Here is a 26,904-nt window from a genome sequence, read left to right as displayed (position 1 = left end):
CTGCAGAACCCAGTATGAGGGACTTTCGCCCCTCGCAATGAAAGCAATCCGGCGCTCGCTTCGCAGCACAAGACATCAGTTCGACGCCTTGATAGCGGTACAACGATGTGAAGTCTTGCACCACATGCGTTCGCCGTGCAGCCTTGAAACCACTCTCCGTGAGCGATCAATCCGCCATGCAGCCGTGCCGACTTCCCCACATCGCCTGTCGTGAACGGCACTTGTCCACGAGGAACATGCATGATCGATCTTCCGCAGGTACTTCCACCCGCATGCAGCACGCCCACCGCCGAGCCACCGTCCACACTGTTACTGGCGAGCGAGCCTCAATCCGCGCAACGTGCACGCGAGTTCGCCCGCCGGTTCATCACCCACTGCGCTCCGGACGCCCCTGACGCGCATGTTGATGCCGTCGTCCTGGTGACCAGCGAACTCGTCACCAACGCCTACCGGTACGGCACCGAGCCGGGCGACATGATCCGTGTCGAACTCGACGCCGAGGGCGAGAGAACCCGCGTCGAGGTGCAGGACCCCGTACGCCGCAGGCCCCGCAACCAGTGCGCGTCCGCCGAGCGCGACCCCGAACGCAATCGCGGGCGTGGCCTGGTCATCCTCGACGCGTTGTGCCCGGGACTGTGGGGTTGCGGCGATCGCCCCCTCGGGAAATTCGTGTGGGCGGAAATCCCGTGGAACGGGTAACCACCCTGCCGTTCCACGGTTCCGGGAGCAGGGAGTCCCGGACTGAGAGATACCCCAGGCCCCCCTCCCACTGTTGAACGTGGACCCACCACCGGCCGAAGACGCGAAGGAGCCATCCCTGTGACAGACATCGAGTACGAGGTGAAGGCCCTCGACATCGACCCCGCAGACATCGCCCGACGGATCTCCGCCGCCGGTGGGGTCGAGGCGGCCCCGACGCGCGCCATGCGGCGGTACGTCTACGACACCGTCCCTCCCGTTCCCGGGCGATGGGTGCGCCTGCGCGACACGGGCGACGTGGTCACCTTGTGCGTCAAGGAGATCAGCACCGACGCCGTCGACGGCACCCGCGAGACCGAGGTCGTTGTCGATGACTTCGCCGAGGCCGCCGCTCTGCTCCGCCTCGCCGGACTGACACCGCGCAGCTACCAGGAGAACCGGCGCACTTCCTACAAGCTCGGTGCGGTCCGTCTGGAGGTGGACGAGTGGCCGCGCATCCCGCCCTACCTGGAGATCGAGGCCGACGACGAAGCACAGGTGTGGGAAGCGGCCGCCGCCCTCGGCCTCGCCCGCGACGACCTCACGTCGATCAACACCACGAAGGTCTACGGCTTGTACGGCATCGACCTCGAAAGCATCGTCGACCTGCGGTTCGAGTAGGCCGACGCCCGCACATTCCGGCCGGGGCACCCGGCCTCGGCCGGACCGAGAGGGGGCACCATGCACAACCTGTCCAACCTGCCGGTCGAAGTACGGCCGGACCGGACCTTACGCGTGAAGATCATCGATGCGTGCGGCCTCGCCTGTTCCTTCTGCCACAACGAAGGAACGCCCGTGGCGACCGACAACATGCACCGTTCCGCCGATCAGTTCACCGGCGCTCCGGGCCGCTCCGGGCGCGTCTCCATCTACCTGCGCACCAACGGCGCCGACTTCCTGCCGGCTCGGATCGCCGCCGACGCCGACTTCGCCCTCGCGCTCGCCGCCGTACGCGGCGCACTGCCGACCTCAGAAATCCACCTCACCGGCGGAGAGCCCACCCTTCACCCGGATCTGCCCGGCCTCATCACCATCGCCCGTCGTCTGGGTCTCACCGTGGGACTGACCTCGAACGGCGAAGCCGGGGCCGCAGTGCTGCCCGCCGCCGCGGCCGCCGGTCTCGACCGCATCAACCTGTCCGTCTTCGGAACCACGCCCGAAGAACTCGCCGCCGTGCAGGGGCCTCGCCTCGCCTCCCCGAAACTGGCCGAGCGCAAGCTTGCCGCTCTCGATGCCACGATCGAGGCCGCGACCGCGCACGGAGTCAAGGTGTCCGCGAACATCGTGATCCCCGGTCTCAGTCACGTGGATCGCGTGCTTCGGATCATCGAGCGGCACGGCCGCACCGTCGTCGTGCGCATGCTCGTATCGCTGGAGGACGGCGGCGAGTCCCTCGACGCGATGCAAGCTGTCGTCGATCACGTCGGCGCCGTACCGGTCCGCTGCATCATCACGGCCGGGGCGTCCGATCAGCGCGTGCGTTATGTCCTCCCGGACGGGCGCACGCTGTACGCCAAGAGCATCCGCCCCGTGCGCCTCCCCGAGACATGCATCGACTGTCGGTTCAACAATGACCAGGACTGCCAGGAGGGCTATTACGGGGTCCGGCTGTACCGGGCCACGGACGGACCTTTCATGGTCGGGGTGTGCATCCAGCGCATGGATCTGTGCATGAGCCTCGGCGAATTCGTCATGAGCCAGCGGTGCCGCGAGGTGGCCGCGTTCCGCGACGACGAGACCGTGCGTCTCACAAGACTGCACGCCACGGCGTCACGGGCCGCGCAGGAGTGCCCTTGAGTCCTGCACACGGTCAGTGAGTCCGTTCCCGGTCGCGCAGTTCGCGGCGGAGGATCTTCCCCGAGGTGGCGCGCGGTACCTCGGTGACGAATTCGACCTGGCGGACCTTCTTGTACGGGGCCACCCGTTCGGCGACGTACGCCATGACGGCGTCCGCCGTCAGCCGCTCCCCCGCCTCGCCGGGCCGACGGACCACGTACGCCCTGGGGACCTCGTTGCCGTCGGCGTCGGGGGCGCCGATGACGGCGGCGTCGGCGATCGCCTCGTGGCCGAGGAGCAGTGCTTCGAGCTCGGCGGGGGCGACCTGGTAGCCCTTGTACTTGATCAGTTCCTTCACCCGGTCGACGACGAACAGCCAGCCGTCGGCGTCCGTGCGGCCGATGTCGCCGGTGTGCACCCAGCCGTCGGCGTCGATCATGGCGGCGGTGGCGTCGGGGCGGCCGAGGTATCCCTTCATCACCTGCGGGCCGCGGAACAGGATCTCGCCGTCGGTGCCGGCCGGGGCGTCTTCGTCGGACCCGTCGAGCGGGACGATCCGCATCTCGGTGCCGGGCAGCAGCCTGCCGACCGTGCCGGGCGGCGGGTTCTCGGCGGCGAGCGGAACGACGTGGGTGGCGGGCGACAGCTCCGTCATGCCGTACGCCTGGCGGACCGGCGGCAGGCCGAGGCGCCGGGAGCAGGCGGCGGCGAGTTCCGCGTCGAGCGGGGCGGCGGCGCTGACGACGTACTCCAGCGAGGAGAGGTCGTACCGGTCGACCGAGGGGTGCTTCGCCAGCGCGAGGACGATCGGCGGGGCCACGTACAGGCCGTTGATCCGGTGCTTCTCGATCGCGGCGAGGAACGGTTCGAGGTCGAAGCGCGGCAGGACGACGACGGTGGCGCCCAGCCTCAGTGGCCCGTTCATCAGGGCGGTGAGGCCGTAGATGTGGAAGAAGGGGAGGACCGCCAGGATGCGGTCGTCGGGGCCCATCGGGACGAGGGGGCGCAGCTGCTCCAGGTTGGTGGCCATGGAGCGGTGGGTGAGCATGACGCCCTTGGGGGCTCCGGTGGTGCCGGAGGAGTACGGGAGGGCGGCGACGTCCTGGGCCGGGTCGATGGCGACGCGGGGCTCGGGGGCGGTGGTGGCGAGCATGTCGAGCACGGAGGTGTGCCCCTCCGCCCGGTCGCAGACGACGATCTCCTCGACGCCGCCCGCGAGTTCGGCGGCGCGGCGGGCGGTGGCGAGGAGCGGGGAGACGGTGACGATCCAGCGGGCGCAGGAGTCGCGGAGCTGTTTGGCGAACTCCTCCGCCGTGGCCAGCGGGTGGACGGTGGTGACGGTGGCGCCCGCCCGGGTCGCGCCGAAGAACACCGCCGGGTACGCGATGGAGTTGGGGCTGTGCAGGGCCAGCACATCGCCCTTGCGCAGCCCGTCCCCGGCGAGTGCGGCGGCGATCTTCCGGTGGAAGTCGTCGAGTTGCCGGTAGCTGAGGGAGGCGCCGCCGTCGGTGCCGTCGATCAGGGCCGTTGTGTCGCCGAACGCGGCGGCCGGGCCGAGGACAGCGTCGTGGATGGGTACGTCGAGCACCTGGACGGGCGGGTAGTCGCTGTGGAACACGTGCCCCATGGCGATGGGTCCCTTCGGAGCGGCGGACGCGGGCTGCGGCCCCCGCGCCGCGCCCCACGGGTTCGGGGGCGCGGCACGGTGGGAGGGACAGGATGTCCCGTGTCAGTACGACTTGGGGAGACCCAGGGACTGGTGGGACACGTAGTTGAGGATCATTTCCCGGCTGACGGGGGCGATCCGGGCGACCCGGGCCGCCGTGATCAGGGACGCCAGGCCGTACTCGCGGGTGAGCCCGTTGCCGCCGAGGGTGTGCACGGCCTGGTCGACAGCCCGTACGCAGGCTTCGCCCGCCGCGTACTTCGCCATGTTGGCGGCCTCGCCCGCGCCGATGTCGTCGCCCTCGTCGTAGAGCCGGGCGGCCTTCTGCATCATCAGCCGGGCGAGTTCGAGCTCGATGTGGGCCTGGGCGAGCGGATGGGCGATGGCCTGGTGGGCGCCGATGGGTTCCTTCCAGACCTGCCGGGTCCTCGCGTAGTCGACCGCGCGGGCGAGCGCGTAGCGGCCCATGCCTATGCCGAACGCGGCCGTCATGATGCGTTCGGGGTTGAGCCCGGCGAAGAGCTGGAGCAGTCCGGCGTCCTCATCGCCCACCAGGGCGTCGGCGGGCAGCCGTACGTCGTCGAGTACCAGCTCGAACTGCTTCTCCGGGGCCTGGAGTTCCATGTCGATCTGCGAGCGGCCGAAACCGGGGGTGTCGCGCGGGACGATGAAGAGGCAGGGCTTGAGCCTGCCGGACGTGGCGTCCTCCGTGCGGCCGACGATGAGCGTCGCGTCGGCGATGTCGACGCCCGAGACGAAGACCTTGCGCCCGGTGAGCAGCCAGTCGGCGTCGGCTCCGGAACCGTCCCTGCGGGCGGTGGTGGTGATGCGGTGGGAGTTGGATCCGGCGTCGGGTTCGGTGATGCCGAAGGCCATGGTGAGGCTGCCGTCGGCGAGTCCGGGCAGCCAGGTCCGTTTCTGGGCCTCGGTGCCGAAGCGGGCGATGACGGTGCCGCAGATCGCCGGGGAGACCACCATCATCAGCAGCGGACTGCCTGCTGCTCCCAACTCCTCCAGCACGATGGAGAGTTCGGCCATTCCGCCGCCTCCACCGCCGTACTCCTCGGGCAGGTTCACGCCGAGGTAGCCGAGTTTTGCTGCCTCCGCCCACAGTTCGCGGGGGTGTGACTCCTCGCGGACGACGGAGGTCATGTAGTCGCGCCCGTAGCGCTTGCCGAGGGCGGCGACGGCGTCGCGCAGGGCCCGGTGCTCTTCGGTTTCGAGGACGGTGCTCATCGCTGCGTTTCCTCCTGTGCGGCCTGTGTCTCTGTGCGGCCTGTGTCTCCTGTGCGTGCTGGGTGTGCTGTGCGTGCCGTAGGTGCTGTGGGTGTCGTGGGTGCTGGGTGCGCTACGTGCGCTACGTGCGCTACGTGTGCTGTGCGTGCTGTGCGTGCTGTGGGTCCGGCTCGGGGGTCGGGTGTGGCGCGTCCGCGTCCTGCACGACGGCGAGCAGGGTGCCCACCTCGACCTGGAGGCCGGGTGCGGCGTGCAGGGTGGTGAGGGTGCCGGAGGCGGGGGCGAGGATGCGGTGTTCCATCTTCATCGCCTCCAGCCAGATCAGCGGCTGCCCGGCCTCGACCGACGCGCCGGGGGCGAGACCGTCGGCGACGCGGACGACGGTACCGGGCATGGGGGCGAGCAGGGAGCCGGGTTCGGTGCGCTCGGCGGGGTCGGTGAAGCGGGGCAGGGCGGTGAGGGTGTACGAGCCGGTGTCGGTGTCCACGTACACCGGGCTCTCCCGGTCCTCCCGGCCCTTCCGGCTCTCCCGGTTCTCCAGGTCCTTCCGGTCCTCCCGGTCCTTCCGGTCCGTGGTGTCGGGGTATGTGGTGACGGTGAAGTGGCGGGTACGGTCTCCGACTTCGAGGGTGACGCGGTCCGGGCAGGCGGCCACGACCCGCTCGCCCGTCTCGGGGACGGGGCCGGTGCGGGTGGTGCGGTAGGCGGCCTCGTGCTCGGAGCCGTCGGGTTCGGCGCGGTAGCGCTTGACCTGGGGCTGCGAGGGGTTGTTGCGCCAGGCTCCGAAGCGGGCGGGGACCGCGCAGGGTCCGTACGGCTGCCGGTGGCCGGGGCCCTGCCGCCGGGACGCGGCGTCGGCGAGAGCGGCGGCCAGGGCGGCGAGGCGGAGTTCCGCCTCGTCCGGGGGTGCGGTGAGGGCGGTCAGGTGGCGGTCGTAGAAGCCGGTGTCGAGGCGGGCGGCCCGGAAGTCCGGGTGGCGCAGGGAGCGTACGAGCAGGTCCCGGTTGGTGACCGGGCCGTGGACGCGGGCGCGTTCCAGGGCGCGGGCGAGGAGGCGTACGGCCTCGGCGCGGGTGGGGGCATGGGCGACGACCTTGGCGAGCATCGGGTCGTAGTGCACGCCGATGGTGTCGCCGCCGGTGTATCCGGTGTCGAGGCGCAGTCCGGGTATGTCCTGCGGCACGTCCAGTGCGAGCAGCGCTCCGGTCTGCGGCTGCCAGTCGCGGGCGGGGTCCTCGGCGTAGAGCCGGGCCTCGACGGCATGGCCGCGCGGCTGCGGGGGTTCGGGTGCGGGCAGCGGCTCGCCCTCGGCGACGCGCAGTTGCAGAGCGACGAGATCGACCCCGAACACCGCTTCCGTCACCGGGTGTTCGACCTGGAGGCGGGTGTTCATCTCCAGGAAGTACGGCCGCCCGTCGGGGGCGAGGAGGAACTCGACGGTGCCCGCCCCCCGGTAGCCGACCGCGCGGGCGGCGGCGACGGCGGCATCGTGCAGCCGGGTCCGCAGCGCGTCGTCGAGTCCGGGGGCGGGGGCCTCCTCGACGACCTTCTGGTGGCGCCGCTGGAGCGAGCAGTCGCGGGTGCCGAGCGCCCAGACCCCGCCGTGCTCGTCGGCCATGATCTGCACCTCGACGTGCCGGCCGCGCTCCACGTACGGCTCGGCGAAGACCTCCCCGTCCCCGAAGGCCGACTCGGCCTCGGCCGCAGCCGCCTTCAACTCGCCCGTCAGGTCGTCGAGTTCTCGCACCACCCGCATCCCCCGTCCGCCCCCGCCCGCCGCCGCCTTCAGCAGCAGCGGCAGGTCGGCGGCGGTGGCGTGCTCCGGGGCGACGGGGGCGAGCAGTGGCACCCCTGCGGCGGCCATCAGCTCCTTGGCCCGGGTCTTGGACGCCATCAGCTCGACGGCCTCGGCGGGCGGCCCCACCCAGACCAGCCCGGCCTCCCGCACGGACCGGGCGAATCCGGCGTTCTCGGAGAGGAAGCCGTACCCCGGGTGCACGGCGTCGGCGCCCGCCGCCAGCGCGGCGCGCACGACGAGGTCGCCGCGCAGGTAGGTGTCGGACGGGGTCGCGCCCGGCAGCCGCACGGCGGTGTCGGCCTCGCGCACGTGGAGCGCGTCGGCGTCCGCGTCGGAGTACACGGCGACGGTGGCGATGCCCAGCGCGCGGCAGGTGCGGAAGATCCGGCAGGCGATCTCGCCCCGGTTGGCGACCAGCAGTGTGGAGATCATCTCGGTCATCCCTCGCCTCACATCCGGAAGATTCCGAAGCCGCCGCGAACACCCTCGACCGGGGCGGTGTGGATCGCGGACAGACACATTCCGAGCACGGTCCTGGTGTCGCGCGGGTCGATGACCCCGTCGTCGTACAACCGGCCCGACAGGAACATGGGCAGCGACTCGGACTCGATCTGCTGCTCGACCATGGCGCGCAGCCCGGCGTCGGCCTCCTCGTCGTACGGCCGCCCCTTCGCGGCGGCGGAGGCGCGGGCGACGATGGACAGCACCCCGGCGAGCTGCTGCGGACCCATCACGGCGGACTTGCTGCCGGGCCAGGAGAACAGGAACCGCGGGTCGTACGCCCGCCCGCACATGCCGTAGTGCCCGGCCCCGTAGGAGGCGCCCATCAGCACGGAGAGGTGCGGGACCTTCGAGTTCGACACCGCGTTGATCATCATGGCGCCGTGTTTGATGATGCCGCCCTGCTCGTACTCCCTGCCGACCATGTAGCCGGTGGTGTTGTGCAGGAAGAGGAGCGGGATGTCGCGCTGGTTGGCGAGCTGGATGAACTGGGCGGCCTTCTGCGACTCCTCGCCGAACAGCACGCCCTGCGCGTTGGCGAGGATGCCGACGGGGTAGCCGTGCAGCGCGGCCCAGCCGGTCACCAGGCTGGTTCCGTACAGCGGTTTGAACGCGTCGAAGTCGGAGCCGTCGACGAGTCGGGCGATGACCTCGCGCGGGTCGAAGGGCACCTTCAGGTCGCCGGGCACGATGCCGATCAGCTCGTCCTCGTCGTACTTCGGCGGCTCGGCGGGTCCCGGATCGGGGTGCGCCTTGCGCCAGTTGAGGCGGGCGACGATCCGGCGTGCCTGGCGGAGCGCGTCGTGCTCGTCGACGGCGAAGTGGTCGGCGAGACCGGAGGTGCGGGCGTGCATCTCGGCGCCGCCGAGCGATTCGTCGTCGCTCTCCTCACCGGTCGCCATCTTCACCAGGGGTGGTCCGCCGAGGAACACCTTGGACCGTTCCTTGATCATGACCGTGTGGTCGGACATGCCGGGGACGTACGCGCCTCCGGCGGTCGAGTTCCCGAAGACCACGGCCACGGTCGGGATGCCGGCCGCGGAGAGCCGGGTGAGATCGCGGAACAGCGCCCCGCCCGGGATGAAGATCTCCTTCTGCGAGGGCAGGTCGGCGCCGCCGGACTCGACAAGGCTGATGCAGGGCAGCCGGTTGGCGAAGGCGATCTCGTTGGCCCGGAGCGCCTTCTTCAGCGTCCAGGGGTTGGAGGCGCCGCCGCGCACGGTCGGGTCGTTCGCGGTGATCAGGCACTCCACGCCCGCCACCACCCCGATCCCGGTGACGAGCGAGGCCCCGACCGGGTACGCGGGGGCCTCGCTGCCCCAGGCGGCGAGCGGCGACAGCTCCAGGAACGGTGTGTCCGGGTCGATCAGCAGCTCGATCCGTTCCCGGGCCAGGAGCTTGCCGCGTTTTCGGTGCCGTTCGACGTACTTCTCGCCGCCGCCCGCCAGCGCCTTGGCGTGCTCCGCGGCGAGTTCGTCGAGCTTCGCGAGCATGGCCGCGCGGTTCGCGGCGTATTCGGGGCTCGCGGTGTCGAGCCCGGTGGGCAGGACGGTCATGTGGTCACCTCCGGTGCGTGGACGGCTGCCAGTGCTGTGGCCGGAAAGGTTCGCCGGAAAGCTCGCGTCGCGAGCCGGTGAACCTTTCCGGTCACAGCGCCAGGAGTGCGACGGGGATCGGGAGGTGCCGGGACCGCAGCCACTCCCCCACCGCCTTGGCCTGCGGATCGAACCGGTGCCGGGCTGCGACGCCCTCGCCGAGCAGCCCGTGCACGACGAAGTTCAGCGCGCGCAGGTTCGGCAGGACGTGCCGTTCGACGTCGAGTCCCGATGTCTCCGGGAGCAGTTCCTCGAACCGTTCGACGGTCAGTTCATGGACCAGCCACCGCCAGGCGTCGTCGCCGCGCACCCAGACACCGACGTTGGCGTCGCCCCCCTTGTCCCCGCTGCGGGCGCCCGCGATCCGGCCGAGCGGGGCGGTGCGGGTGGGCCCGGCGGGCAGCGGCTCGGGCAGCGGGGGCTGCTCGACTGCGTGCAGCGCCCGGGTACGCGCCGGGGGTTCCTGGCGCTCGCGCCGCCCGTCGGGAAGGACGGCGATGTGCGGGACCTCGGCGGCCGGTACGTACCGTGCCTCGAACACGCCGTACGGGCTGCCGCTGCCGGGCGGGGCGGTGACGTGAAACCCGGGGTAACTGGCCAGCGCGAGTTCGATCGCGACCCCGGAGACGGCCCGCCCGACGGCCTCCGGGTCCCGGTCGCGGACGACGAGCCGGAGCAGGGCACTGGCGGTCTCCTCGGTGGCGGCGTCGGCCCGGTCGGTGCGCGCCAGCTCCCAGTGCACCTCGTCCGGTCGGCCGGTTCCGGAGCGGCTGAGCGCGTCCGCGAACTGGTCCCGCACGAGCCGCGCCTTGGCCTCGATGTCGAGTCCGGTGAGCACGAACACGACCTCGTTGCGCCAGCCGCCGAGCCGGTTGAGCCCGACCTTGAGCGTGGGCGGCGGGGCCTCCCCGAGCACCCCGGACACCCGCACCCGGTCGGGCCCGTCCTGGGTGAGCCGTACGGTGTCGAGCCGGGTGGTGACGTCCGGCCCGGCGTACCGGGCACCGCCGGTCTCGTACAGCAGTTGCGCGGTGACGGTGCCGGTGTCGACGACGCCGCCGGTGCCGTCGTGCTTGGTGATGACGGACGAGCCGTCGGCGTGGATCTCGGCGATCGGGAAGCCGGGACGGCCGAGGGCGTGGTCGCGGAAGAAGGCGTAGTTGCCGCCGGTGGCCTGGGTCCCGCACTCCAGTACGTGCCCGGCGACGACGGCCCCGGCGAGCGCGTCGTGGTCGTCCGGCCCCCAGCCGAAGTGGGCGGCGGCGGGTCCGGTGACGAGGGCGGCGTCGGTGACCCGCCCGGTCACGACGACATCGGCCCCGGCCCGCAGGCAGGCGGCGATCCCGGCGCCCCCGAGGTAGGCGTTCGCGGTGAGGAACCCGTCCGGCACGGGCAGTCCGTCCCCCTCCACATGCGCGACCCGCACCGGTATCCCGGTCTTCTCCGCCAGCTCCCGCACGGCGTCCGCGAGTCCCGCGGGATTGAGCCCGCCGGCGTTGGCGACGATCCGCACCCCGCGTTCGTGGGCGAGCCCGAGCCCTTCCTCCAGCTGCCGCAGGAAGGTGGTGGCGTATCCGCGCGTGGGGTCCTTGAGGCGGCTGCGGCCGAGGATGAGCATGGTCAGCTCGGCGAGGTAGTCGCCGGTGAGGACGTCGAGGGGGCCGCCGGTCAGCATCTCGCGCAGGGCGTCGAAGCGGTCGCCGTAGAAGCCGGAGGCGTTGCCTATCCGGAGGGGGGCGGTCACGGCCGGGCCCCGTACGGATCGTGGCCGGTGCGCGGGGGTGCGGTCCTGGTCATCGGCCGCCCTCCCGGGGTGCGTTTCCGGTGCCGGGTGCTTCGGAGCGGGGGGCGCGTCCGGCTCCCGGGGGCCCGGCGAAGGCCTGCGCGATGTCGAGCCACCGGTCGGCGTCGGGGCCGGTGGCTCGGATGGCGAGGTCGTCGCGGTGGGCGCGCTGGGTGACGAGCAGGCAGAAATCGCGGAGCGGTCCGGTGACCCGCTGGGCGGCGTCCTCCGGCCCGTAGGCGATCACCCCACCGTCCGGAACGTGGAGCTCCACCCGGAACTCCTCCTCCGGGACGGGAAGCCCCCGCACCGTGTACGCGTAGTCGCGGGCCCGCGCACCGAGCCGGGCGATGTGTCGCAGCCGGGCGGTGGGGGTCCTGGTGACCCCGAGCGCGTCGGCGATGTCCTGACCGTGCGCCCAGGTCTCCATGAGCCGGGCGGTCGCCATGGACGGCACGCTCATGGGTGGCCCGTACCAGGGGATGCGGGTCCCGGCCGGTGCCGATCGCAGCACCTCCTGCATGCGTTCCCGCCCCGCCCGCCACCGCGCGAGCAGGGCCTCCGGCAGGGCTTCCGGCGGCGTCCGGTCCACGATCGCCCGCGCGGCCACGTCGACGAAGGTGTCGGGCGCGTCCAGAGCCTTCTGCACCTCGGGCGCGAACGCCTCGGGGTCCGTCGCGGCGAGCAGTGCGACGTCGTCGGTCCAGATGAGGTGGGCGATCTGGTGGGCGATGCTCCAGCCGGGCGCGGGCGTGGGAACGGCCCACTGCTCGGCACCCAGCCCTCGTACCAGCTCGTCGAGTTCGCTGCTCTCCTCACGCAGGTCATCGATCACGGCTGCGGCATCGGACACGGTGCGCTCCCCTCGGGGCGTGGCAATGTGCCCAGGAGCATGACAGCGCAAGCCATAAACAAGCAAGCATGCTTGCATGATTTCTGCCTCCCATGCCCTGCGGCCGACCTGCCCACGGCACGGGAGGACATGGGACCGTGCGGTCGCGGTCGGGGCCGTCAGGCGCTGTCGCGCGCCCTTCCGCCGCGGCCCTTCCCGGCCCGCGCCGTTCCGCCGCGCTCCTGCCCGGCCCGCATCCTCCCGCCGCGCTCCTGCCCGGCCCGCGGCCTGCTGCCGCGCGCTACCTGGCTGCGCACCGCGCCCATGCTCGCCCCGATGACCAGGGCGATGGCCAGGGCGTCCGTCGCGGCAAGGGCCTGGTCGAGGACGAGGAAGCCGGCCGAGGCGGCGATCGCCGGTTCCAGACTCATCAGGATCGCGAAGGTGGGTGCGGGCAACCGGCGCAGCGCCATGAGTTCGAGGGTGTACGGGAGGACGGAACTCAGCAGCGCCACCGCCGCGCCCAGCCCCAGCGTGGTCGGGACCAGGAGTTTCGAGCCCGACTCCAGGAGCCCGAGGGGCAGGGTGAGGAGGGCGGCGACGACCATGGCCAGGGCCAGGCCGTCCGCCTGCGGGAAGCGGCGGCCGGTGCGGGCGCTGAAGACGATGTACGCCGCCCACATGACCCCCGCGCCCAGGGCGAACGCGGCGCCCACCGGGTCGAGGCGGTCGAAGCCCCCGCCGCTCAGCAGCACGACCCCGCCCAGGGCGAGGCCCGCCCACACCACGTTGACCAGGCGGCGGGACGCGATCACCGAGAGGGCGAGCGGGCCCAGCACCTCCAGGGTGACGGCCGCCCCCAGCGGGATGCGGTCGGCAGCCTGGTAGAAGAGCGTGTTCATACCGCCCATCGCGAAGCCGAAGGCGAGGACCGTGCCCCAGTCTGCGCGTGAGTGGCCGCGCAGCTTCGGCCGGCAGACGAGCATCATGACGAGCGCGGCAGCGGCGAGGCGCAGCGTGACGACGCCGAGCGCGCCGGCCCGCGGCATCAGCAGCACCGCGATCGAGGCGCCGAACTGGACGGAGAGCGCGCCCCCGACCACCAGCGCGATCGGGGCGAGGGCCGCGGCCCGGCCGGGCCGGGCGGTCCCCGGACCCGCGCCGACGGCGGCTGCCGCCTCCGGTACGGTGACGGCCGCTGCCCGCTCCGTCGCCACCGCCACTGCTGCGCTGTTCTGGTCGCCCACCTGTGATGTTCCTCCCGAGTCCGGGTCCGGGCGGACGCCCGGACCCGCTGTTGCCGCCCGCGCCGCGCCCAGCGCCTGCCGCGTGCCGCGTGCCGCTCACCGCCTGTCGGCACCGAGCCGCGCAGTACCTCCCTCTTACGGTAGATACCTCCGCGTGCCATGTGAAATGCCGGTTCATCTCCGGTTATGCTCCGCACGCATGAGCCCTGGACCGAGCGGTGCCCCCGGTGGCGGAAGCGGCCGGGACGGCGCCCGGAACCGCGGCGTCGAGATCCGTCATCTGCGCGCCTTCCTCGCCGTCGCCGACGAGGGCAACGTCACTCGTGCCGCCGCCCGGCTCCGCCTCACCCAGCCCGCGGTCTCCCGCACGCTCGCCGCCCTGGAGCGGCAGCTCGGTGTCCGACTGGTCGACCGGTCCACCCACCATCTCTCCCTCACCCCCGAGGGCGTCGCCTTCCGGGACCGGGCCGCCGCCGCGGTCGCCGCGTTCGACGAGGCACTCGGCCCCGGCGGGCCGCGCCACCGACCGCTGCGGGTCGGGTACGCCTGGTCCGCGTTCGGCCCGTACACCACACCGTTGCTCCGTCACTGGCAGCGGCGCCATCCCCGGGTGCCGCTCGAACTGCTGCGGATCGACGACCGCACCGCCGGGCTGACCCGGGGCGAGGTCGACGCGGCGCTGCTGCGGGGCCCGGTGGATTCCCCGGGGCTGCGCACCGAGACGCTGTACGACGAGGCCCGGGTGGCGGCGGTGGCGGCGGACGGCCCGCTCGCCGCCCGTGCCACGCTCCGGCTCGCCGATCTGGCGGACGGCGCCGTCGTCCTCAACACCGTCTCCGGCACCACCACCGTCGGCCTGTGGCCGCCGGACGCCGGGCCCGCCGCGACCGTCACCGTCGCCAACACCGACGACTGGCTGACCGCCATCGCGGCGGGGCGCGGCTCCGGGGTCTCCGCCGCGTCCACCGCCGGCATGCACCCGCACCCCGGCGTCGTCTACCGTCCGCTGGTCGATGCGCCGACCCTCCGGATGTTGCTCGCCCGGCGTGACGCACCCGGCCATCCGGCCCTGGACGACCTCGTCGCACTGGCCCGGGAGATCGTGACGCAGGACATCACGCGCTGAGGAGCCCGCCACGGGGTGCGGAACCCGCCGTGCGGTGCGGGCCCGTGGCGGGGCGCGGGCCCGCCACGAGGTGTGGCCCCGTGCCCGGCACCGCGGCGGGGACGGACGGCTCCGGAGGCGATGGGGACGCCGTCCCCGCCCCTGTCCGTCCGCCGCCCCGGACCGACTCGCGCCCGGCCCCGTCCGCCGTCCGGCCCCCTACCCGTCCGGCCTCCTACCCGTCCGTCGGCGGGCAGGCCCTGCCGTCGAGCAGGGCCCGTCCCGCCAAGGTGACCGTGTGCAGTACGTGCTTGCCCCGGCGCACGCTCACCAGCAGTCCGGCCCCGCGCAGGACCGCCGTGTGCTGGCTGACGGCCGCCGCCGAGATGCCGAGGCGGCACGCCAGTTCACCGGTGGTACGACCGGTGACGGCGCCCTCCAGGATCGCGGCGCGGGTGCCGCCGATCAGCGAACCCAGCCCGGCTTCCCGCTCCCGTGCCCAGCCGGGCGTGTGCTGGATCGGGTAGACGAGCACCGGCATCGCCTCGTCGGAGGCGAGCGTGACCGGTGTGCGGACGCAGAAGAAGGACGGCTGGAGCAACAGGCCCCGCCCGTCGAGCCGCAGTTCGCGGTCGACGGGGTAGTCCGCCTCCAGCACCGGCGGCCGCCACCGCAGCACCGGGCGGAAACCTCCCAGCAGCCCGTCCGTTCCGCCCCGGAGCAACGTCCGCACCCGCAGCGCCAGATCCGCCTCCAGCTGTGCCCGGATGCGCGGCCAGAAGGGGACGAGGGCGTTTCGGTGGTACGTGTGCAGGGCGGTGCCGAGCCGGTTCAGCGCTTCCGGCGTGCCCTCGGCCAGGGAGCGGAACACCGGGGGCAGCGGCCGACCGCGCCGCCGGGCCGCGGCCAGCTCCGACAGATGGGCGCGCATCAGGGAGCGGGGTGTGTCGAGGACGGTCCCCACGGCGTGCTCCAGATCGAACGTGCCGGCCAGATCGGGGGTGATGAAGTCCGGGAAGTAGCCGCGTGGCGGCAGCAACGGCCCCAGCAGCATGCAGGCCGGGGTCAGCCGCTGCCGGGCCCGGCGGCGCCAGTCGTCGAACATCAGGGGGTTGGCCCCGTCGACCAGGGCCTGGAAGCTGTTGACGATCTCCCACAAGGGGTCGGGCGCGGCGGCGACGCGGACGCGTCCGATGTCCTCGGGGGTGAAGTGCACCCGCAGCAAGGCGATCTCCGGTGTGGTCGCTCGGAGGGTGCGCGGCGGCACCCAAACGGCAGGAACCCGTGCAGCCCGCCGGTCCGTACCGGCGGTGGGCCGGGCGGTACACGCGGCAGGCCACGACCTGGGGAGCGAGCGGACGCGATGGGTCGGCGGACGTGTTCGACCCGCTCGTCCGTCCGGCCCGTTCGACGTGCCCGGCCGTTCGACGCGCCCGCCCGTTCATCGGGACGGGCCATTCATCGGGACGGGCCGTCGCGGCTGTCGGCGTCCGCCGCGTTCGCGCCGTACCGCGGCCCTCCGCCGTCGAACGACGGGCGTGGTCCGCGCCCGCCCGGTGCGATCCGATGCGTGTGGTCCATGCGATCCCCCCGCGATGTGACCGGTCCCCCACTGTCGGCACCGGGCAGGCGGACAGGCAAGGCGGCGCGCGAGACGGCCGGGAAGACGCCCCCTCGACACGGCCGCCTTCCGGGGTCCGTTCGCCCCGGGCGCCCGCCGTACACCACCGCGCCCGCCCGACGCCGGACGTTTAAGCGGCTGCTTCAACGTGTGGCGGACGTACGGCCGCGGACGACAGCCTGTTCCTCGCGAACGGACACGGCAGAAGAGGCGGAAGCCACCGGAGTCCGGTTCGCCACCCGCATCACACCCGCAACACACCCGCACGCGGATTCGTGTGCGGACCGTTCCGACAGGGGGGATTCATCACATGCGCCTCAAGCGCTCGCTCATCGGCACCATCAGCGCCCTGACCCTCGTCCTCGCGGCCGGTGTCACCGTCGGATCCGCCGAGGCCGCCGCTCCGTCCGACCGGGACGTGGCGGCCGGGCAGGTTCTGCGGACGCCCGCCGCCCCCGAGGGCGCGGCGAAGGCGTCGGCCCAGGGCATCCTGGCCACGAGTCCGTCGATCTCGCCGTCCGCGCCGTCCCTGCACGTGGCGCCGGGCGGGACCTTCACCTGTCACTCGGGGGCCCTGTGCACCGCGGTCTGGGACCCCACGACGTCCAACTGGGAGGTCTTCTCGCTCACCGTCTGCGCCCGGTACTCCCTCTCCTACTGGGGAGGCACCGGGTACTACTGGGACTACCAGACGGGCACCCCGACCTCGCACTTCTACAACGGGTCCGGAACGTCCATCAAGTCCTTCACACCGTTCAGCGGCAGCCGGGAGCAGAACTGGGACCAGGTCTGGGCCATTCGCAACTGCTGACCATCCGTAACGACCCGGGGAGCAACCGCCGGCCGCACGCCCGGCCACGCGTCGTGCCCGCCCGGCCCCGGTCGTCGGACCGGGGCCGGGCCCTTGCCGCATGCCCGGTCGGCCCCGCCCCGGTTCCCGATCAGTCCCTCTTCGGCCCGTCCTTCTTCGGCCCGCCCTTCTTCGGCCCGCCCCTCTTCGGCCCGCTCCTCTTCGGCCCATCCTTCTTCGGCCCGCCCCTCTTCGGCCCGCCCCTCTTCGGCCCGTCCCCGCCCGCTCCCTCGGCCAGCCTCTCCGCCAGCACCTCCGCCAGGTGCCGCGCCCGCACCCCGCCCAGCTGATTCAGCTGCGTGCGGCAGGAGAAGCCGTCCGCGAGGAACACCGTGCCGGGCGCGGCGGACCGTACCGAGGGCAGCAGTTGCTCCTCCGCGCACGCCACCGACACCTCCCAATGGCCCCGTTCGAAGCCGAAGTTCCCGGCGAGTCCACAGCATCCGCCGGTCAACTCGCCCGTCAGTCCGGCATGTTCGCGCAGCCGCCGGTCGGCCGCGTCGCCCAGGACCGCGTGCTGGTGGCAGTGGGTCTGGCCGACAGCCGGACGGTCCAGGCGCGGTGGCCGCCAGTCCGGCGCGCACTCCTCCAGGTACTGCGCCAACGTCCTTACCGAGGCGGCGAGTTCGGCGGCTCGCGGGTCGTCGGGGAGGAGTTCGGGCAGGTCGGTGCGGAGGGTGGCGGCACAGCTCGGTTCGAGAACGACGAGCGGGTCGCCGAGGAAGGGGGCCATCCGGTCGAGGGTCCGGCGCATCACCGTACGGGCCCTGTCGAGCCGGCCCGTGGACACGTAGGTGAGGCCGCAGCACACACCGCGGCCCGGCAGCAGCACGGTCCGGCCCGCGGACTCCAGGACCCGGACCGCGGCCCGGCCCACCTCGGGCGCGAGGCGATCGGTGAAGGTGTCCGGCCACAGCAGGGCCACTTCGTCGTTGGGGAGGATCACCGTCCCGGGGCCCCGGCGCCGCCGCAGCCACCGGCTGAACGTCTCGCGCGGCAGGACCGGGATGCCGCGCTCCGGCGCGATCCCGGCGAGCCGCTTGGCCGCGGCCGCCAGGGGCCGCACGCGGGCCAGGGCGTTCAGCACGCCCGTGAACGGGGCGGCGAGGCGCAGCCACCGCGGCAGTCCGCCCATCGCATAGTGGGCGGCCGGGCGCGGTCGCCCCCGGTAGTGGTGGTGCAGGAACTCCGCCTTGTACGTGGCCATGTCGACGCCCACCGGGCAGTCGGAGCGGCAGCCCTTGCAGGACAGGCAGAGGTCGAGGGCGTCGCGCACCTCCGTCGACCGCCAGCCGTCCGTGATCACCTCGCCCGCGAGCATCTCGTGCAGCAGCCGGGCCCGGCCGCGGGTGGAGTGCGCCTCCTCGCCGGTCGCCCGGAACGAGGGGCACATCACGCCGGTGCCGGCCGGGCGGGCGGTGCGGCACTTGGCGACGCCCACGCACCGGCGCACCGCCGCGGCGAAGTCGCCGCCGTCGTCCGGGTAGCCGAACGCGACATCCACCGGGCGCCCGGGCAGGACGTCGAAGCGGAGGTGCTCGTCGAGCCGGTCGGGGCGGGCGAGGACGCCCGGGTTCATGCCGCCGTCCGGGTCCCAGAGGTCCTTGAACCGGGTGAAGAGGCCGACGAGTTCGTCCCCGTACATGCGCGGGAGCAGTTCGGCGCGGGCCAGGCCGTCGCCGTGTTCGCCGCTCAGCGATCCGCCGTGCGCGACGACCAGGTCGGCGAGGTCCGTGGAGAAGCGGCGGAAGCGCGCCACGCCCCCGGGGTCCAGCAGGTCGAAGTCGATCCGGACGTGGATGCAGCCCTCGCCGAAGTGCCCGTACGGGGTGCCGCGCAGCCCGTGTTCGGCGAGCAGGGCGCGGAAGGCGCGGAGATACGGGCCGAGCCGGGCGGGCGGTACGGCGCAGTCCTCCCAGCCGGGCCACGCCTCGGTGCCGTCGGGCATCCGGGTGGCGGTGCCCGCGGCGTCCTCGCGGATGCGCCACAGGGCCCGTTGTCCGGCCGGGTCGGTGACGACCGTGCCGTCCAGTGCGTCGGCCGCCCGCAGGATCCGTTCGGCGTGCGCCCGTGCCTCGGCCGGGGTGGCGCCGCCGGTCTCGACGAAGAGCCAGGCGCCGCCGCGCGGCAGTCCGGCCGGTTCGCGGACGAGGTCGGCGGCCATGCCCTCCACGGTCAGGGGGTGGTGGGGCAGCAGCCCCGAGGCGGCCTCGGCGGCGGCGGACTCGTCGGCGTGGCCGAGCACGGCGAGCGCGCGGGCCGCCGGTGCCTCGACGAGCCGCACGGTCGCCTCCGTCACCACGCCGAGGGTGCCCTCGCTGCCGCAGAGGGCGCGGGCGAGGTCCGTGCCGCGTTCGGGCAGCAGGGCGTCCAGGGCGTAGCCGGAGATGCGGCGGGGCAGTTCCGGGAACCCGGTGCGCAGCAGCGCGAGGTTGCCGCCGACGAGTTCGGCGAGGCCGCCGGACAGGGACGAGGAGGCGGCCGGACCGGCGGGGAGCAGGGGGTCCGGGGCCCGGCCCGCCCGGACGGTGTCGCCGCCGTAGCGGGCCACGGTCAGGGTGTGCACGTTGTCGGCGGTGGTGCCCCAGGCGACCGAGTGCGCGCCGCAGGAGTTGTTGCCGATCATGCCGCCCAGGGTGCAGCGGCTGTGCGTGGAGGGGTCGGGGCCGAAGGTGAGGCCGTGCGGGGCCGCGGCGGCGCGCAGGTCGTCCAGGACCACGCCGGGCTGGACGACAGCGGTGCGGGACTCGGCGTCCAGCCGGACGATCCGGCGCAGGTGGCGTGTGAGATCGAGCACGATGCCGGTTCCGGTGGCCTGCCCGGCGATGGACGTGCCGCCGCCGCGCGGGACCACGGGCACCGCGTGCGCGCGGCAGACGGCGAGGGCGGCGGCCACGTCGTCGGCGTCGCGCGGGGCGACGACACCGAGCGGCACCCGCCGGTAGTTGGAGGCGTCCATGGTCGTCAGCGCCCGTGCGGTGGGGGCGAAGTCGACCTCCCCGCGGACCGCCGCACGCAGGGCGTGGGCGAGTTCGGTGCTTTCCGTGGGTTCGTGGGGTGCGGCCATCGATCCAGCATGCCGCTGGTCGGGCCTCTGGCGCTCCGGGACCCCGCACGTTTCCCGTGAATACCTCAATACGCGGGAATACGTCGGACAGCTAAGCGGTGTCCCCGTAATCCCCGGCGAGACACCGCTTAGTCACATCTGCGACAAAGAACGCCACCGGAGCTTCCCAAAGAGAGCGTCAATTCTCATATAGTGACCAAGACTTACCTGGGAATTATCAACTCCAGTTGTCGCATTCGCCCCGCCCTACCGAACTGCCCGGAATCGCCCCGTCCGCCCCAAGGACTCCACTTGAGCGCCTCATCCCGGCCGACCGCACTGGCCCTGCTGATATCTCTGGCCGTCACCGGTTCCCTGTGCCTGTGGGCGGTCGCCGCCGCCCCCGACTCGGCACGGACCACCCTTGCCTGGGGAGCGGGAGCCGCCGCCGTGCTGCTGTCCGCCGCCGTGGCCGCCGCCGTTCATGCCCGTGCCACCGCGAACAGGCTGCGTGCCCGGCTCGCGTCGGAGACCCAGCGGTTCACCGGCGAGATCAGCCGGCTGGTGTCCGCCTCCGCCGCCGAGGGGCAGCGGTTCACCGCCGAGACCGCCCGGGTCAAGGCCGCCGCCGAGGCCGAGACCGCCCGGATCGCCGAACGGGCCGCCGCCGAGACGGAACGGCTGAACGGCGACGTCGAGCGGCTCGCGGCCCGCGCGGCCCGCAGCGAGACCGAGCGTTCCGCCGCGGTCGCCGCCTGCGCCAACGCCGCGGGCCGGATGCAGGCCCTGGCCACCAGCATGCTCGCCGACCTGCGCGACATGGAACACCGGCACGCCGCCGAGGACGTGCTCGGCGATCTGCTCCACCTGGACCACCGCACCGCCCAGGCGGGCCGCCTCGCCGACTCGATCGCCGTGCTGACCGGCGCCCGCTCCGGACGCCGCTGGGCCAAGCCGATCGTCATGGAGTCGATCCTGCGCGGCGCGATGGGCCGGATCAGCGGCTACCAGCGCGTACGCCTGCACTCGACGAGCGATGTCGCGATCGCCGGCCACGCCGCCGAGGGCGTCATGCACGCACTCGCCGAACTCCTCGACAACGCCGCCAACTTCTCGCCGCCGACGGCGGAGGTCCACGTGTACGTCGAGGAGGTGCCGGCCGGCATCGTCCTCACCGTCGAGGACAGCGGCCTGGTGATGAGCGACGTGCAGCTGCGCCGCGCGGAGCGCGCCGTCTCGGCCACCGACCACGACCTGACGGGGCTCTCCGGCACCCGGCTCGGCCTCGCCGTCGTCGGCCGACTGGCCCGCAAGCACGGCCTCACCGTGTCGTTCCGCCCCTCCGCACGCGGCGGTACCGGTGCGCTGATGATGCTTCCGCAGGAGATCCTCACCCGGACCCCGGCCGCGGCCGCGGCCCCCGCCGCGCCCCCGACGCCCGCCCCGGCCCCGGCGCCCGCCCCGGCCCCGCTGCCCGTGCGGGACCAGGAAGCCATGTCCAGGACGGGTTCCGTACCGGTTCCGGAGCCGGAGCCCGCGCACGGCACCACCTCCCCGGCAGCCTCGGCGTCCCCGGACGGCGCCCGCCGCCCGCAGCCCCCGGCAGCCCCCGGCGCCCCGGCAGCCTCGGCGTCCCCGGACTTCCCCGTGTCCGAGACCACCGGCGGCCTCCCCCGGTTCGGCGAGAGCGGACTGCCCAAGCGCCCCCGCGGACGCACCCTCGCCGCCGCCGAGGCCCGCCACCACACCCACGGTGCCGACGAAACCCGGCCCCGTGCCTCCGATCCCAAGGAACAGGCAGCCCGCTTCAGCAGCTTCCGCAAGGCTGTCCGGCCCAATCCCCAGCACCCGGAAGAAGGCAACACCCGATGACCGCGACCACCGACGAGAAGCTCAACTGGCTGCTGGAGGGGCTCCTGGAGCGCACCCCCGGCACCCGTCACGCCCTTGTCCTGTCCCGGGACGGCCTCAAGCTGTGCCGTACCCCTGAGCTCTCCGTCGACCAGGCCGACCAGCTGGCAGCCATCTCGGCCGGCATCCAGAGCCTGTCGCACGGCGCGTCCGTCGAGTTCGGCGACGGCAGCGGCGGCGTGCGGTCCGCGATGGCCGAGTTCTACGGCGGCGTGCTGTTCATCGTCGAGGCGGGGGCCGGGGCGCACCTCGCGGTCGTCGCCTCCGACGAGGCGGACGTCGGCCTCATCGGGCACAACATGAGCGAACTCGTCGAGCAGCTCGGCGAGCACCTCGTGGCGCCGCCGCGCACCCCCGGGACCGGAGCCGCCGCCGTCGACGCGACCGTGAACGTATGAGCCGCCCCCGCCCCGGCAGGGACGACTCCCCGGACCGGCTGTACACCCTCACCGGTGGCCGCAGCCGGTCCGACTCGGACGCGTTCGACCTGGTGACCCTGGTGGTCTCCGAGTGCGAACCGACCCCCGGCATGCAGTCGGAACACGCCACGATCCTGCGGATGTGCACCCTGCCCACCGCGGTCGTGGAGGTCTCCGCGGGCCTCGGTCTGCCCGTCAGCATCGTCCGCATCCTGCTGTCCGATCTGCTGGCCACCGGCCGGATCAGCGCCCGCCACCCGCGCACCGCGCGGGTCGCGGACCGCCTTCCCGCCCCCGACATCCTGGAGCAGGTGCTCGTTGGACTCCGCAACCTCTGACCGTACCGCCCTGCGCGCCACGGCCGACAACGGACTGAAGATCGTCGTCGTCGGCGGCTTCGGCGTGGGCAAGACCACCATGGTCCGGTCCGTCAGCGAGATCCGTCCGCTGAACACCGAAGAGACCATGACCCGGGCCGGCGAGGCCGTCGACCACCTCGACGGTGTGCACTCGAAGACGTCCACCACCGTCGCCTTCGACTTCGGCCGGATCTCGCTCGACGAACGCTCGGTGCTCTACCTCTTCGGCGCGCCCGGCCAGGAACGCTTCTGGTTCCTGTGGGACCGGCTGTTCTCGGGCACGCTCGGCGCCGTCGTCCTCGTCGACACCCGCCGCCTCTCCGACTCCTGGTACGCGATCGACCGCCTGGAGCACCACGGCACGCCGTTCATCGTGGCGTGCAACGACTTCGGCGGCCCGCTCCACACCGAACAGCAGATACGCGAGGCGCTCGACCTCTCGGACGAGGTGCCCCTCGTGGAGTGCGACGCCCGCGACCGCTCGTCCAGCAAGTACGTGCTGATCACGCTGGTCGAGTACCTGCACACCCTGTCGCGCCGCAGGCTCGACGCCGCGACCGACGACCCGTCCGCCACTCCGGAGACGATGCCGGAGAAGACCCCGGAGCCCACGCCGTGACCCAGCCCCCGGCACCGCCCGCCGGCTGCCCCGTGTCCCAGGGCCGCGTGCCGCTCTCCGGCCCCCGGTTCCAGACCGACCCGACCGACCTGTACCGGGAGATGCGCCGCGACCACGGGGCCGTGGCACCGGTCGTCCTCGACGGCGACATCCCCGCCTGGCTGATCCTCGGCTACCGCGAACTGCACCAGGTCGCCGGCGACCCGGTGCTGTTCAGCCGCGACTCCGACCTGTGGAACCAGTGGGAGAACATCCCCGACGACTGGCCGCTGCTGCCGATGATCGGCCGCAAGCAGCCGTCGATCCTCTACACGGTCGGCCCCCGGCACACCGAGCGCGCCGCGATGATCGGCAACGCGCTGGAGGGCGTCGACCCGTTCTCCCTGAAGCGGTACGCGGAGGAGTTCGCCGACGGCCTCATCGACCGGTTCTGCCCGACCGGCCGCACCGACATCATCGCCGACTACGCGATGCTGCTCCCCGCCCTCGTCCTGGCGAAGATCTACGGCTTCGGCGACGACGTCGCCGCCGCACTCGTCGGCTCCCTCAACGACATGATCGACGGCCGGGAGCGGGCGCTGGCCGGACAGCAGCACCTGGCCACCTCCATGTTCCAGCTGCTGGCCGACAAGCACGCCGCCCCCGGCGACGACGTCGCCTCGCGGATGATCGCCGACCGCGGCGGCTTCACCGACGAGGAGGTCGCGCAGGACCTCATGGTCATGATGGCGGCGGGCCACCAGCCGACCGCCGACTGGATCGGCAACTCGCTGCGGCTGATGCTCACCGACGACCGGTTCGCCGCCTCCCTCTCGGGCGGCCGGCACAGCGTCGCCGAGGCCATGAACGAGGTGCTGTGGGAGGACACCCCCACGCAGAACGTCGCGGGCCGCTGGGCCTCGCGCGACACCCGCCTGGGCGGGCGGCACATCGAGGCGGGCGACATGCTGCTGCTGGGCATCGCCGCCGCCAACTACGACCCCCAGGTCCGCACCGACGGTTCCTCGCTGACCGGCGGCAACAACGCGTTCCTCTCCTTCGGCCACGGCGAGCACCGCTGCCCGTTCCCCGCCCAGGAGACCGCCGAGGTCATCGCCCGCACCGGCATCGAGGTGCTGCTGGACCGGCTCCCGGACATCGACCTCGCCGTCCCCGCGGAACGGCTCACCCGCCGCCCGTCCCCGTGGCTGCGCGGCCTGACGGACCTGCCGGTGACGTTCACGCCCACCCCCGCCCTCGGTTCCGCCACCACTGCCGCCCTCGCATCCGCCCTCGGAGGCAAGAGATGACCCGGATCGCGCTCGACCCCTTCGTCACCGACCTCGACGGCGAGAGCGCCCGACTGCGGGCGGCCGGACCCCTCGCCGAGGTGGAGCTCCCGGGCGGGGTGCACTGCTACGCGGTCACCCACCACGCCGAGGCGCGGCAACTGCTCACCGACAGCCGGATCGTGAAGGACATCGATGTCTGGAACGCCTGGCGGCGCGGCGAGATACCCATGGACTGGCCGCTGATCGGCCTCGCCAACCCGGGCCGCTCCATGCTCACCGTCGACGGCGCGGACCACCGCCGACTGCGCACCCTGGTCGCGCAGGCGCTGACCGTGAAGCGCGTCGAACGGCTGCGGGCCGGCATCGAGGCACTGACCGCGGCGAGCCTGGACCGGCTCGCCGCGCTGCCGAAGGGCGAGCCGGTCGACCTGAAGGCGGAGTTCGCCTACCCGCTGCCGATGAACGTGATCAGCGAACTGATGGGCGTCGACAAGGCCGACCACCCCCGGCTGAAGGCACTGTTCGAGAAGTTCTTCTCGACGCAGACGCCGCCGGAGGAGGTTCCGCAGATGATGGCGGACCTCGGCGAGCACTTCACCAAGATCGTCGAGGGCAAGCGGAAGAACCCGGGCGACGACCTCACCAGTGCCCTGATCGCCGCCTCCGAGGACGACGACCGCCTCACCGACGAGGAGATCGTCAACACCCTCCAGCTGATCATCGCAGCCGGTCACGAGACCACGATCAGCCTGATCGTCAACGCGGTCGTCGCGCTCCAGACCCACCCCGAGCAGCGCAAGCAGGTGCTGAGCGGCGAGGTGCCGTGGGAAAACGCGATCGAGGAGACGCTGCGCTGGAACACACCGACGTCCCACGTCCTGATCCGGTTCGCCACCGAGGACATCGAGGTCGGCGACAAGGTGCTGCCCGAGGGCGAGGCGCTGATCGTCTCCTTCGGCGCGCTCGGCCGCGACGAGGCGCAGCACGGGCCGAGCGCCGGTGAGTTCGACGTGACCCGCTCCCCCAACCGCCACATCGCGTTCGGCCACGGCCCGCACGTCTGCCCCGGCGCGGCGCTCTCCCGGCTGGAGGCCGGGGTGGCACTTCCCGCGCTCTACGAGCGGTTCCCCGACCTGGAGCTCGCCGTCCCGGCGTCCGAACTGCGGAACAAGCCGATCGTCACCCAGAACGACCTGCACGACCTGCCGGTGCGCCTGGGCTGACCTGCCCGGACCTCCGGTCGGACCCGCCCGGCCGATCCGACCGCCGCCCCGGGCCGGCCAACCCGGCCCACCCACCGCGCACCGGGTCCACGCACCGGAGCGGGTGTCTCATCCGACGGACACGCCCCTCGGTACCGTCCCCGAGGCACTACGCTCCGGTTCGTGGCCGATATCCAGATTCCCGCTGACATCAAGCCCGCCGACGGACGCTTCGGCGCCGGTCCCTCGAAGGTGCGGACGGAGGCGCTCGACGCCCTGGCCGCCACCGGCACGTCGCTGCTCGGCACGTCCCACCGCCAGGCCCCGGTCAAGAACCTGGTCGGCGCGGTCCGTCAGGGCGTGCGCGACCTCTTCTCGCTCCCCGAGGGCTACGAGGTGATCCTGGGCAACGGCGGCTCCACCGCCTTCTGGGACATCGCGACGCACGGGCTCATCGAGACGAAGTCCCAGCACCTGACCTTCGGCGAGTTCTCCTCGAAGTTCGCGAAGGCCGCCGAGCTCGCCCCGTGGCTCGCCGACCCGTCCGTGATCTCCTCCGACCCGGGCACCCACCCGGAACCGCGGGCCGAGGAGGGTGTGGACGTGTACGCGTTCACCCACAACGAGACCTCGACCGGCGTCGCCGCGCCGATCGAGCGGGTCGCCGGGGCCGACGCGGGCTCCCTGGTCCTGGTGGACGCCACCTCCGGCGCCGGCGGTCTGCCGGTCGACATCACCGAGTCGGACGTCTACTACTTCGCCCCGCAGAAGTCGTTCGCCTCCGACGGCGGCCTCTGGATCGGCGTGTTCTCCCCCGCCGCCCTGGAGCGCGCCGCGCGCGTCCACGCCTCGGGCCGCCACATCCCGGAGTTCTTCTCGCTCCCCACCGCGATCGACAACTCCCTCAAGAACCAGACGTACAACACCCCGGCCCTGGCCACGCTCTTCCTCCTGAACGAGCAGCTGAACTGGCTGAACACGCAGGGCGGCCTGGACTTCTCGGTCCGCCGCACCGCCACCTCGGCGCGGAACCTGTACGGCTGGGCGGAGCAGTCCACGTACGCGACCCCGTTCGTCACCGACCCGGCGAAGCGCTCGCAGGTCATCGGCACGATCGACTTCGCGGACGAGATCGACGCCTCCGCCGTCGCCAAGGCGCTGCGTTCCAACGGCATCGTCGACACCGAGCCGTACCGCAAGCTGGGCCGCAACCAGCTGCGCGTGGCGATGTTCCCGGCGATCGACCCGGCGGACGTCCAGGCGCTGACCGCCTGCATCGACTACGTCATCGAGAAGCTGTAACGGCCAACGGCCCGGCCGTCTCCGGCC

At 72.8% G+C, this 26,904-nt stretch carries 21 protein-coding genes; 12 read left to right on the top strand and 9 right to left on the bottom strand.

All coding sequences use genetic code 11. The features are described 5' to 3' along the window. Window positions 1-240: 240 nt before the first annotated feature. The 3 genes from ACFC79_RS08465 to ACFC79_RS08455 all read left to right on the top strand — a co-directional run bounded on the left by ACFC79_RS08465 (window position 241) and on the right by ACFC79_RS08455 (window position 2,535). Window positions 241-699, top strand: a complete 459-nt coding sequence (locus ACFC79_RS08465; protein WP_376236875.1) for an ATP-binding protein — start codon at window positions 241-243, stop codon at window positions 697-699. 120 nt (window positions 700-819) lie between these two features. Then, entirely contained in the window at window positions 820-1,359 is a 540-nt protein-coding gene (locus ACFC79_RS08460) for a CYTH domain-containing protein (protein ID WP_376236872.1), read from the top strand. Between the two features lie 60 nt (window positions 1,360-1,419). Next, window positions 1,420-2,535, top strand: coding sequence for a radical SAM protein (locus ACFC79_RS08455; protein ID WP_376236871.1), 1,116 nt, complete (start codon window positions 1,420-1,422; stop codon window positions 2,533-2,535). 13 nt (window positions 2,536-2,548) lie between these two features. Here the strand turns inward: ACFC79_RS08455 and ACFC79_RS08450 are convergent, their stop codons facing one another. The 7 genes from ACFC79_RS08450 to ACFC79_RS08420 form a co-directional block, all read right to left on the bottom strand. Next, window positions 2,549-4,141 (bottom strand): 4-coumarate--CoA ligase family protein, encoded by a 1,593-nt coding sequence (locus ACFC79_RS08450; RefSeq protein WP_376236868.1) that lies wholly within the window; start codon window positions 4,139-4,141, stop codon window positions 2,549-2,551. A 102-nt stretch (window positions 4,142-4,243) separates the two neighbouring features. After that, entirely contained in the window at window positions 4,244-5,416 is a 1,173-nt protein-coding gene (locus tag ACFC79_RS08445; RefSeq protein ID WP_376236866.1) for an acyl-CoA dehydrogenase family protein, read from the bottom strand. 130 nt (window positions 5,417-5,546) lie between these two features. Next, window positions 5,547-7,646: an acetyl/propionyl/methylcrotonyl-CoA carboxylase subunit alpha gene (locus ACFC79_RS08440; protein ID WP_376237497.1), complete on the bottom strand. Its 2,100-nt coding sequence runs from the start codon at window positions 7,644-7,646 to the stop codon at window positions 5,547-5,549. 17 nt (window positions 7,647-7,663) lie between these two features. Next, on the bottom strand, window positions 7,664-9,271 hold the full coding sequence (locus tag ACFC79_RS08435; RefSeq protein ID WP_376236865.1) for an acyl-CoA carboxylase subunit beta: 1,608 nt from the start codon (window positions 9,269-9,271) through the stop codon (window positions 7,664-7,666). Between the two features lie 91 nt (window positions 9,272-9,362). Continuing rightward, the gene (locus ACFC79_RS08430; RefSeq protein WP_376236863.1) at window positions 9,363-11,054 is read right to left on the bottom strand and encodes an acyclic terpene utilization AtuA family protein; all 1,692 of its coding nucleotides are present in this window, start codon (window positions 11,052-11,054) and stop codon (window positions 9,363-9,365) included. Between the two features lie 49 nt (window positions 11,055-11,103). Beyond that, window positions 11,104-11,946 (bottom strand): TIGR03084 family metal-binding protein, encoded by an 843-nt coding sequence (locus ACFC79_RS08425; protein WP_376236860.1) that lies wholly within the window; start codon window positions 11,944-11,946, stop codon window positions 11,104-11,106. A gap of 158 nt (window positions 11,947-12,104) precedes the next feature. Continuing rightward, on the bottom strand, window positions 12,105-13,172 hold the full coding sequence (locus tag ACFC79_RS08420) for a DMT family transporter (protein WP_376236857.1): 1,068 nt from the start codon (window positions 13,170-13,172) through the stop codon (window positions 12,105-12,107). 199 nt (window positions 13,173-13,371) lie between these two features. Between ACFC79_RS08420 and ACFC79_RS08415 the strand changes: the two genes are divergently transcribed. Then, on the top strand, window positions 13,372-14,298 hold the full coding sequence (locus tag ACFC79_RS08415) for a LysR family transcriptional regulator (protein ID WP_376236854.1): 927 nt from the start codon (window positions 13,372-13,374) through the stop codon (window positions 14,296-14,298). 214 nt (window positions 14,299-14,512) lie between these two features. On the opposite strand, the gene ACFC79_RS08410 is transcribed toward ACFC79_RS08415, so the two are convergent. Then, window positions 14,513-15,493 (bottom strand): ArsR/SmtB family transcription factor, encoded by a 981-nt coding sequence (locus ACFC79_RS08410; RefSeq protein ID WP_376237495.1) that lies wholly within the window; start codon window positions 15,491-15,493, stop codon window positions 14,513-14,515. 715 nt (window positions 15,494-16,208) lie between these two features. Between ACFC79_RS08410 and ACFC79_RS08405 the strand changes: the two genes are divergently transcribed. Continuing rightward, a complete protein-coding gene (locus ACFC79_RS08405) occupies window positions 16,209-16,709 on the top strand; it encodes a hypothetical protein (protein ID WP_376236852.1) in 501 nt (166 codons plus the stop codon). Window positions 16,710-16,839: 130 nt separating this feature from the next. Here ACFC79_RS08405 and ACFC79_RS08400 read toward each other — a convergent pair whose 3' ends face one another. Next, window positions 16,840-19,815 (bottom strand): FAD-binding and (Fe-S)-binding domain-containing protein, encoded by a 2,976-nt coding sequence (locus ACFC79_RS08400; RefSeq protein WP_376236850.1) that lies wholly within the window; start codon window positions 19,813-19,815, stop codon window positions 16,840-16,842. A gap of 291 nt (window positions 19,816-20,106) precedes the next feature. On the opposite strand from ACFC79_RS08400, the gene ACFC79_RS08395 reads away from it, so the two are divergent. The 7 genes from ACFC79_RS08395 (at window position 20,107) to serC (ending at window position 26,877) form a co-directional block, all read left to right on the top strand. Then, window positions 20,107-21,666, top strand: coding sequence for an ATP-binding protein (locus tag ACFC79_RS08395; RefSeq protein WP_376236847.1), 1,560 nt, complete (start codon window positions 20,107-20,109; stop codon window positions 21,664-21,666). Beyond that, complete coding sequence (locus ACFC79_RS08390) at window positions 21,663-22,103, top strand: roadblock/LC7 domain-containing protein (RefSeq protein ID WP_376236845.1); 441 nt, start codon at window positions 21,663-21,665, stop codon at window positions 22,101-22,103. Before ACFC79_RS08395 ends, ACFC79_RS08390 begins: the two co-directional genes overlap by 4 nt. Then, window positions 22,100-22,462 (top strand): DUF742 domain-containing protein, encoded by a 363-nt coding sequence (locus ACFC79_RS08385; protein WP_376236843.1) that lies wholly within the window; start codon window positions 22,100-22,102, stop codon window positions 22,460-22,462. Before ACFC79_RS08390 ends, ACFC79_RS08385 begins: the two co-directional genes overlap by 4 nt. Then, the gene (locus ACFC79_RS08380; protein ID WP_376236840.1) at window positions 22,443-23,102 is read left to right on the top strand and encodes an ATP/GTP-binding protein; all 660 of its coding nucleotides are present in this window, start codon (window positions 22,443-22,445) and stop codon (window positions 23,100-23,102) included. The genes ACFC79_RS08385 and ACFC79_RS08380 overlap by 20 nt, the downstream gene beginning before the upstream one ends. Then, window positions 23,099-24,391, top strand: coding sequence for a cytochrome P450 (locus tag ACFC79_RS08375; protein WP_376236838.1), 1,293 nt, complete (start codon window positions 23,099-23,101; stop codon window positions 24,389-24,391). Before ACFC79_RS08380 ends, ACFC79_RS08375 begins: the two co-directional genes overlap by 4 nt. Further along, window positions 24,388-25,596: a cytochrome P450 gene (locus ACFC79_RS08370; protein WP_376236836.1), complete on the top strand. Its 1,209-nt coding sequence runs from the start codon at window positions 24,388-24,390 to the stop codon at window positions 25,594-25,596. The genes ACFC79_RS08375 and ACFC79_RS08370 overlap by 4 nt, the downstream gene beginning before the upstream one ends. Before the next feature lie 162 nt (window positions 25,597-25,758). After that, the gene (gene serC, locus ACFC79_RS08365) at window positions 25,759-26,877 is read left to right on the top strand and encodes a phosphoserine transaminase (RefSeq protein WP_376236834.1); all 1,119 of its coding nucleotides are present in this window, start codon (window positions 25,759-25,761) and stop codon (window positions 26,875-26,877) included. Window positions 26,878-26,904 lie beyond the last annotated feature (27 nt).

The sequence above is a fragment of the Streptomyces sp. NPDC056061 genome, from assembly GCF_042266885.1.
Lineage (GTDB): Bacteria > Actinomycetota > Actinomycetes > Streptomycetales > Streptomycetaceae > Streptomyces.
The sequence above is the reverse complement of the archived record's forward strand: the minus strand, read 5'-3'. Positions and strand labels throughout refer to the sequence as shown.

Coding starts and splice junctions, on each gene's coding strand:
- ACFC79_RS08435 (WP_376236865.1), bottom strand. CDS start 9,271: ATGACCGTCCTGCCCACCGGGCTCGACACCGCGAGCCCCGAATACGCC.
- ACFC79_RS08440 (WP_376237497.1), bottom strand. CDS start 7,646: ATGATCTCCACACTGCTGGTCGCCAACCGGGGCGAGATCGCCTGCCGG.
- ACFC79_RS08400 (WP_376236850.1), bottom strand. CDS start 19,815: ATGGCCGCACCCCACGAACCCACGGAAAGCACCGAACTCGCCCACGCC.
- ACFC79_RS08415 (WP_376236854.1), top strand. CDS start 13,372: ATGAGCCCTGGACCGAGCGGTGCCCCCGGTGGCGGAAGCGGCCGGGAC.
- ACFC79_RS08390 (WP_376236845.1), top strand. CDS start 21,663: ATGACCGCGACCACCGACGAGAAGCTCAACTGGCTGCTGGAGGGGCTC.
- ACFC79_RS08465 (WP_376236875.1), top strand. CDS start 241: ATGATCGATCTTCCGCAGGTACTTCCACCCGCATGCAGCACGCCCACC.
- ACFC79_RS08370 (WP_376236836.1), top strand. CDS start 24,388: ATGACCCGGATCGCGCTCGACCCCTTCGTCACCGACCTCGACGGCGAG.
- ACFC79_RS08405 (WP_376236852.1), top strand. CDS start 16,209: ATGCGCCTCAAGCGCTCGCTCATCGGCACCATCAGCGCCCTGACCCTC.
- ACFC79_RS08445 (WP_376236866.1), bottom strand. CDS start 5,416: ATGAGCACCGTCCTCGAAACCGAAGAGCACCGGGCCCTGCGCGACGCC.
- ACFC79_RS08385 (WP_376236843.1), top strand. CDS start 22,100: ATGAGCCGCCCCCGCCCCGGCAGGGACGACTCCCCGGACCGGCTGTAC.
- ACFC79_RS08450 (WP_376236868.1), bottom strand. CDS start 4,141: ATGGGGCACGTGTTCCACAGCGACTACCCGCCCGTCCAGGTGCTCGAC.
- ACFC79_RS08455 (WP_376236871.1), top strand. CDS start 1,420: ATGCACAACCTGTCCAACCTGCCGGTCGAAGTACGGCCGGACCGGACC.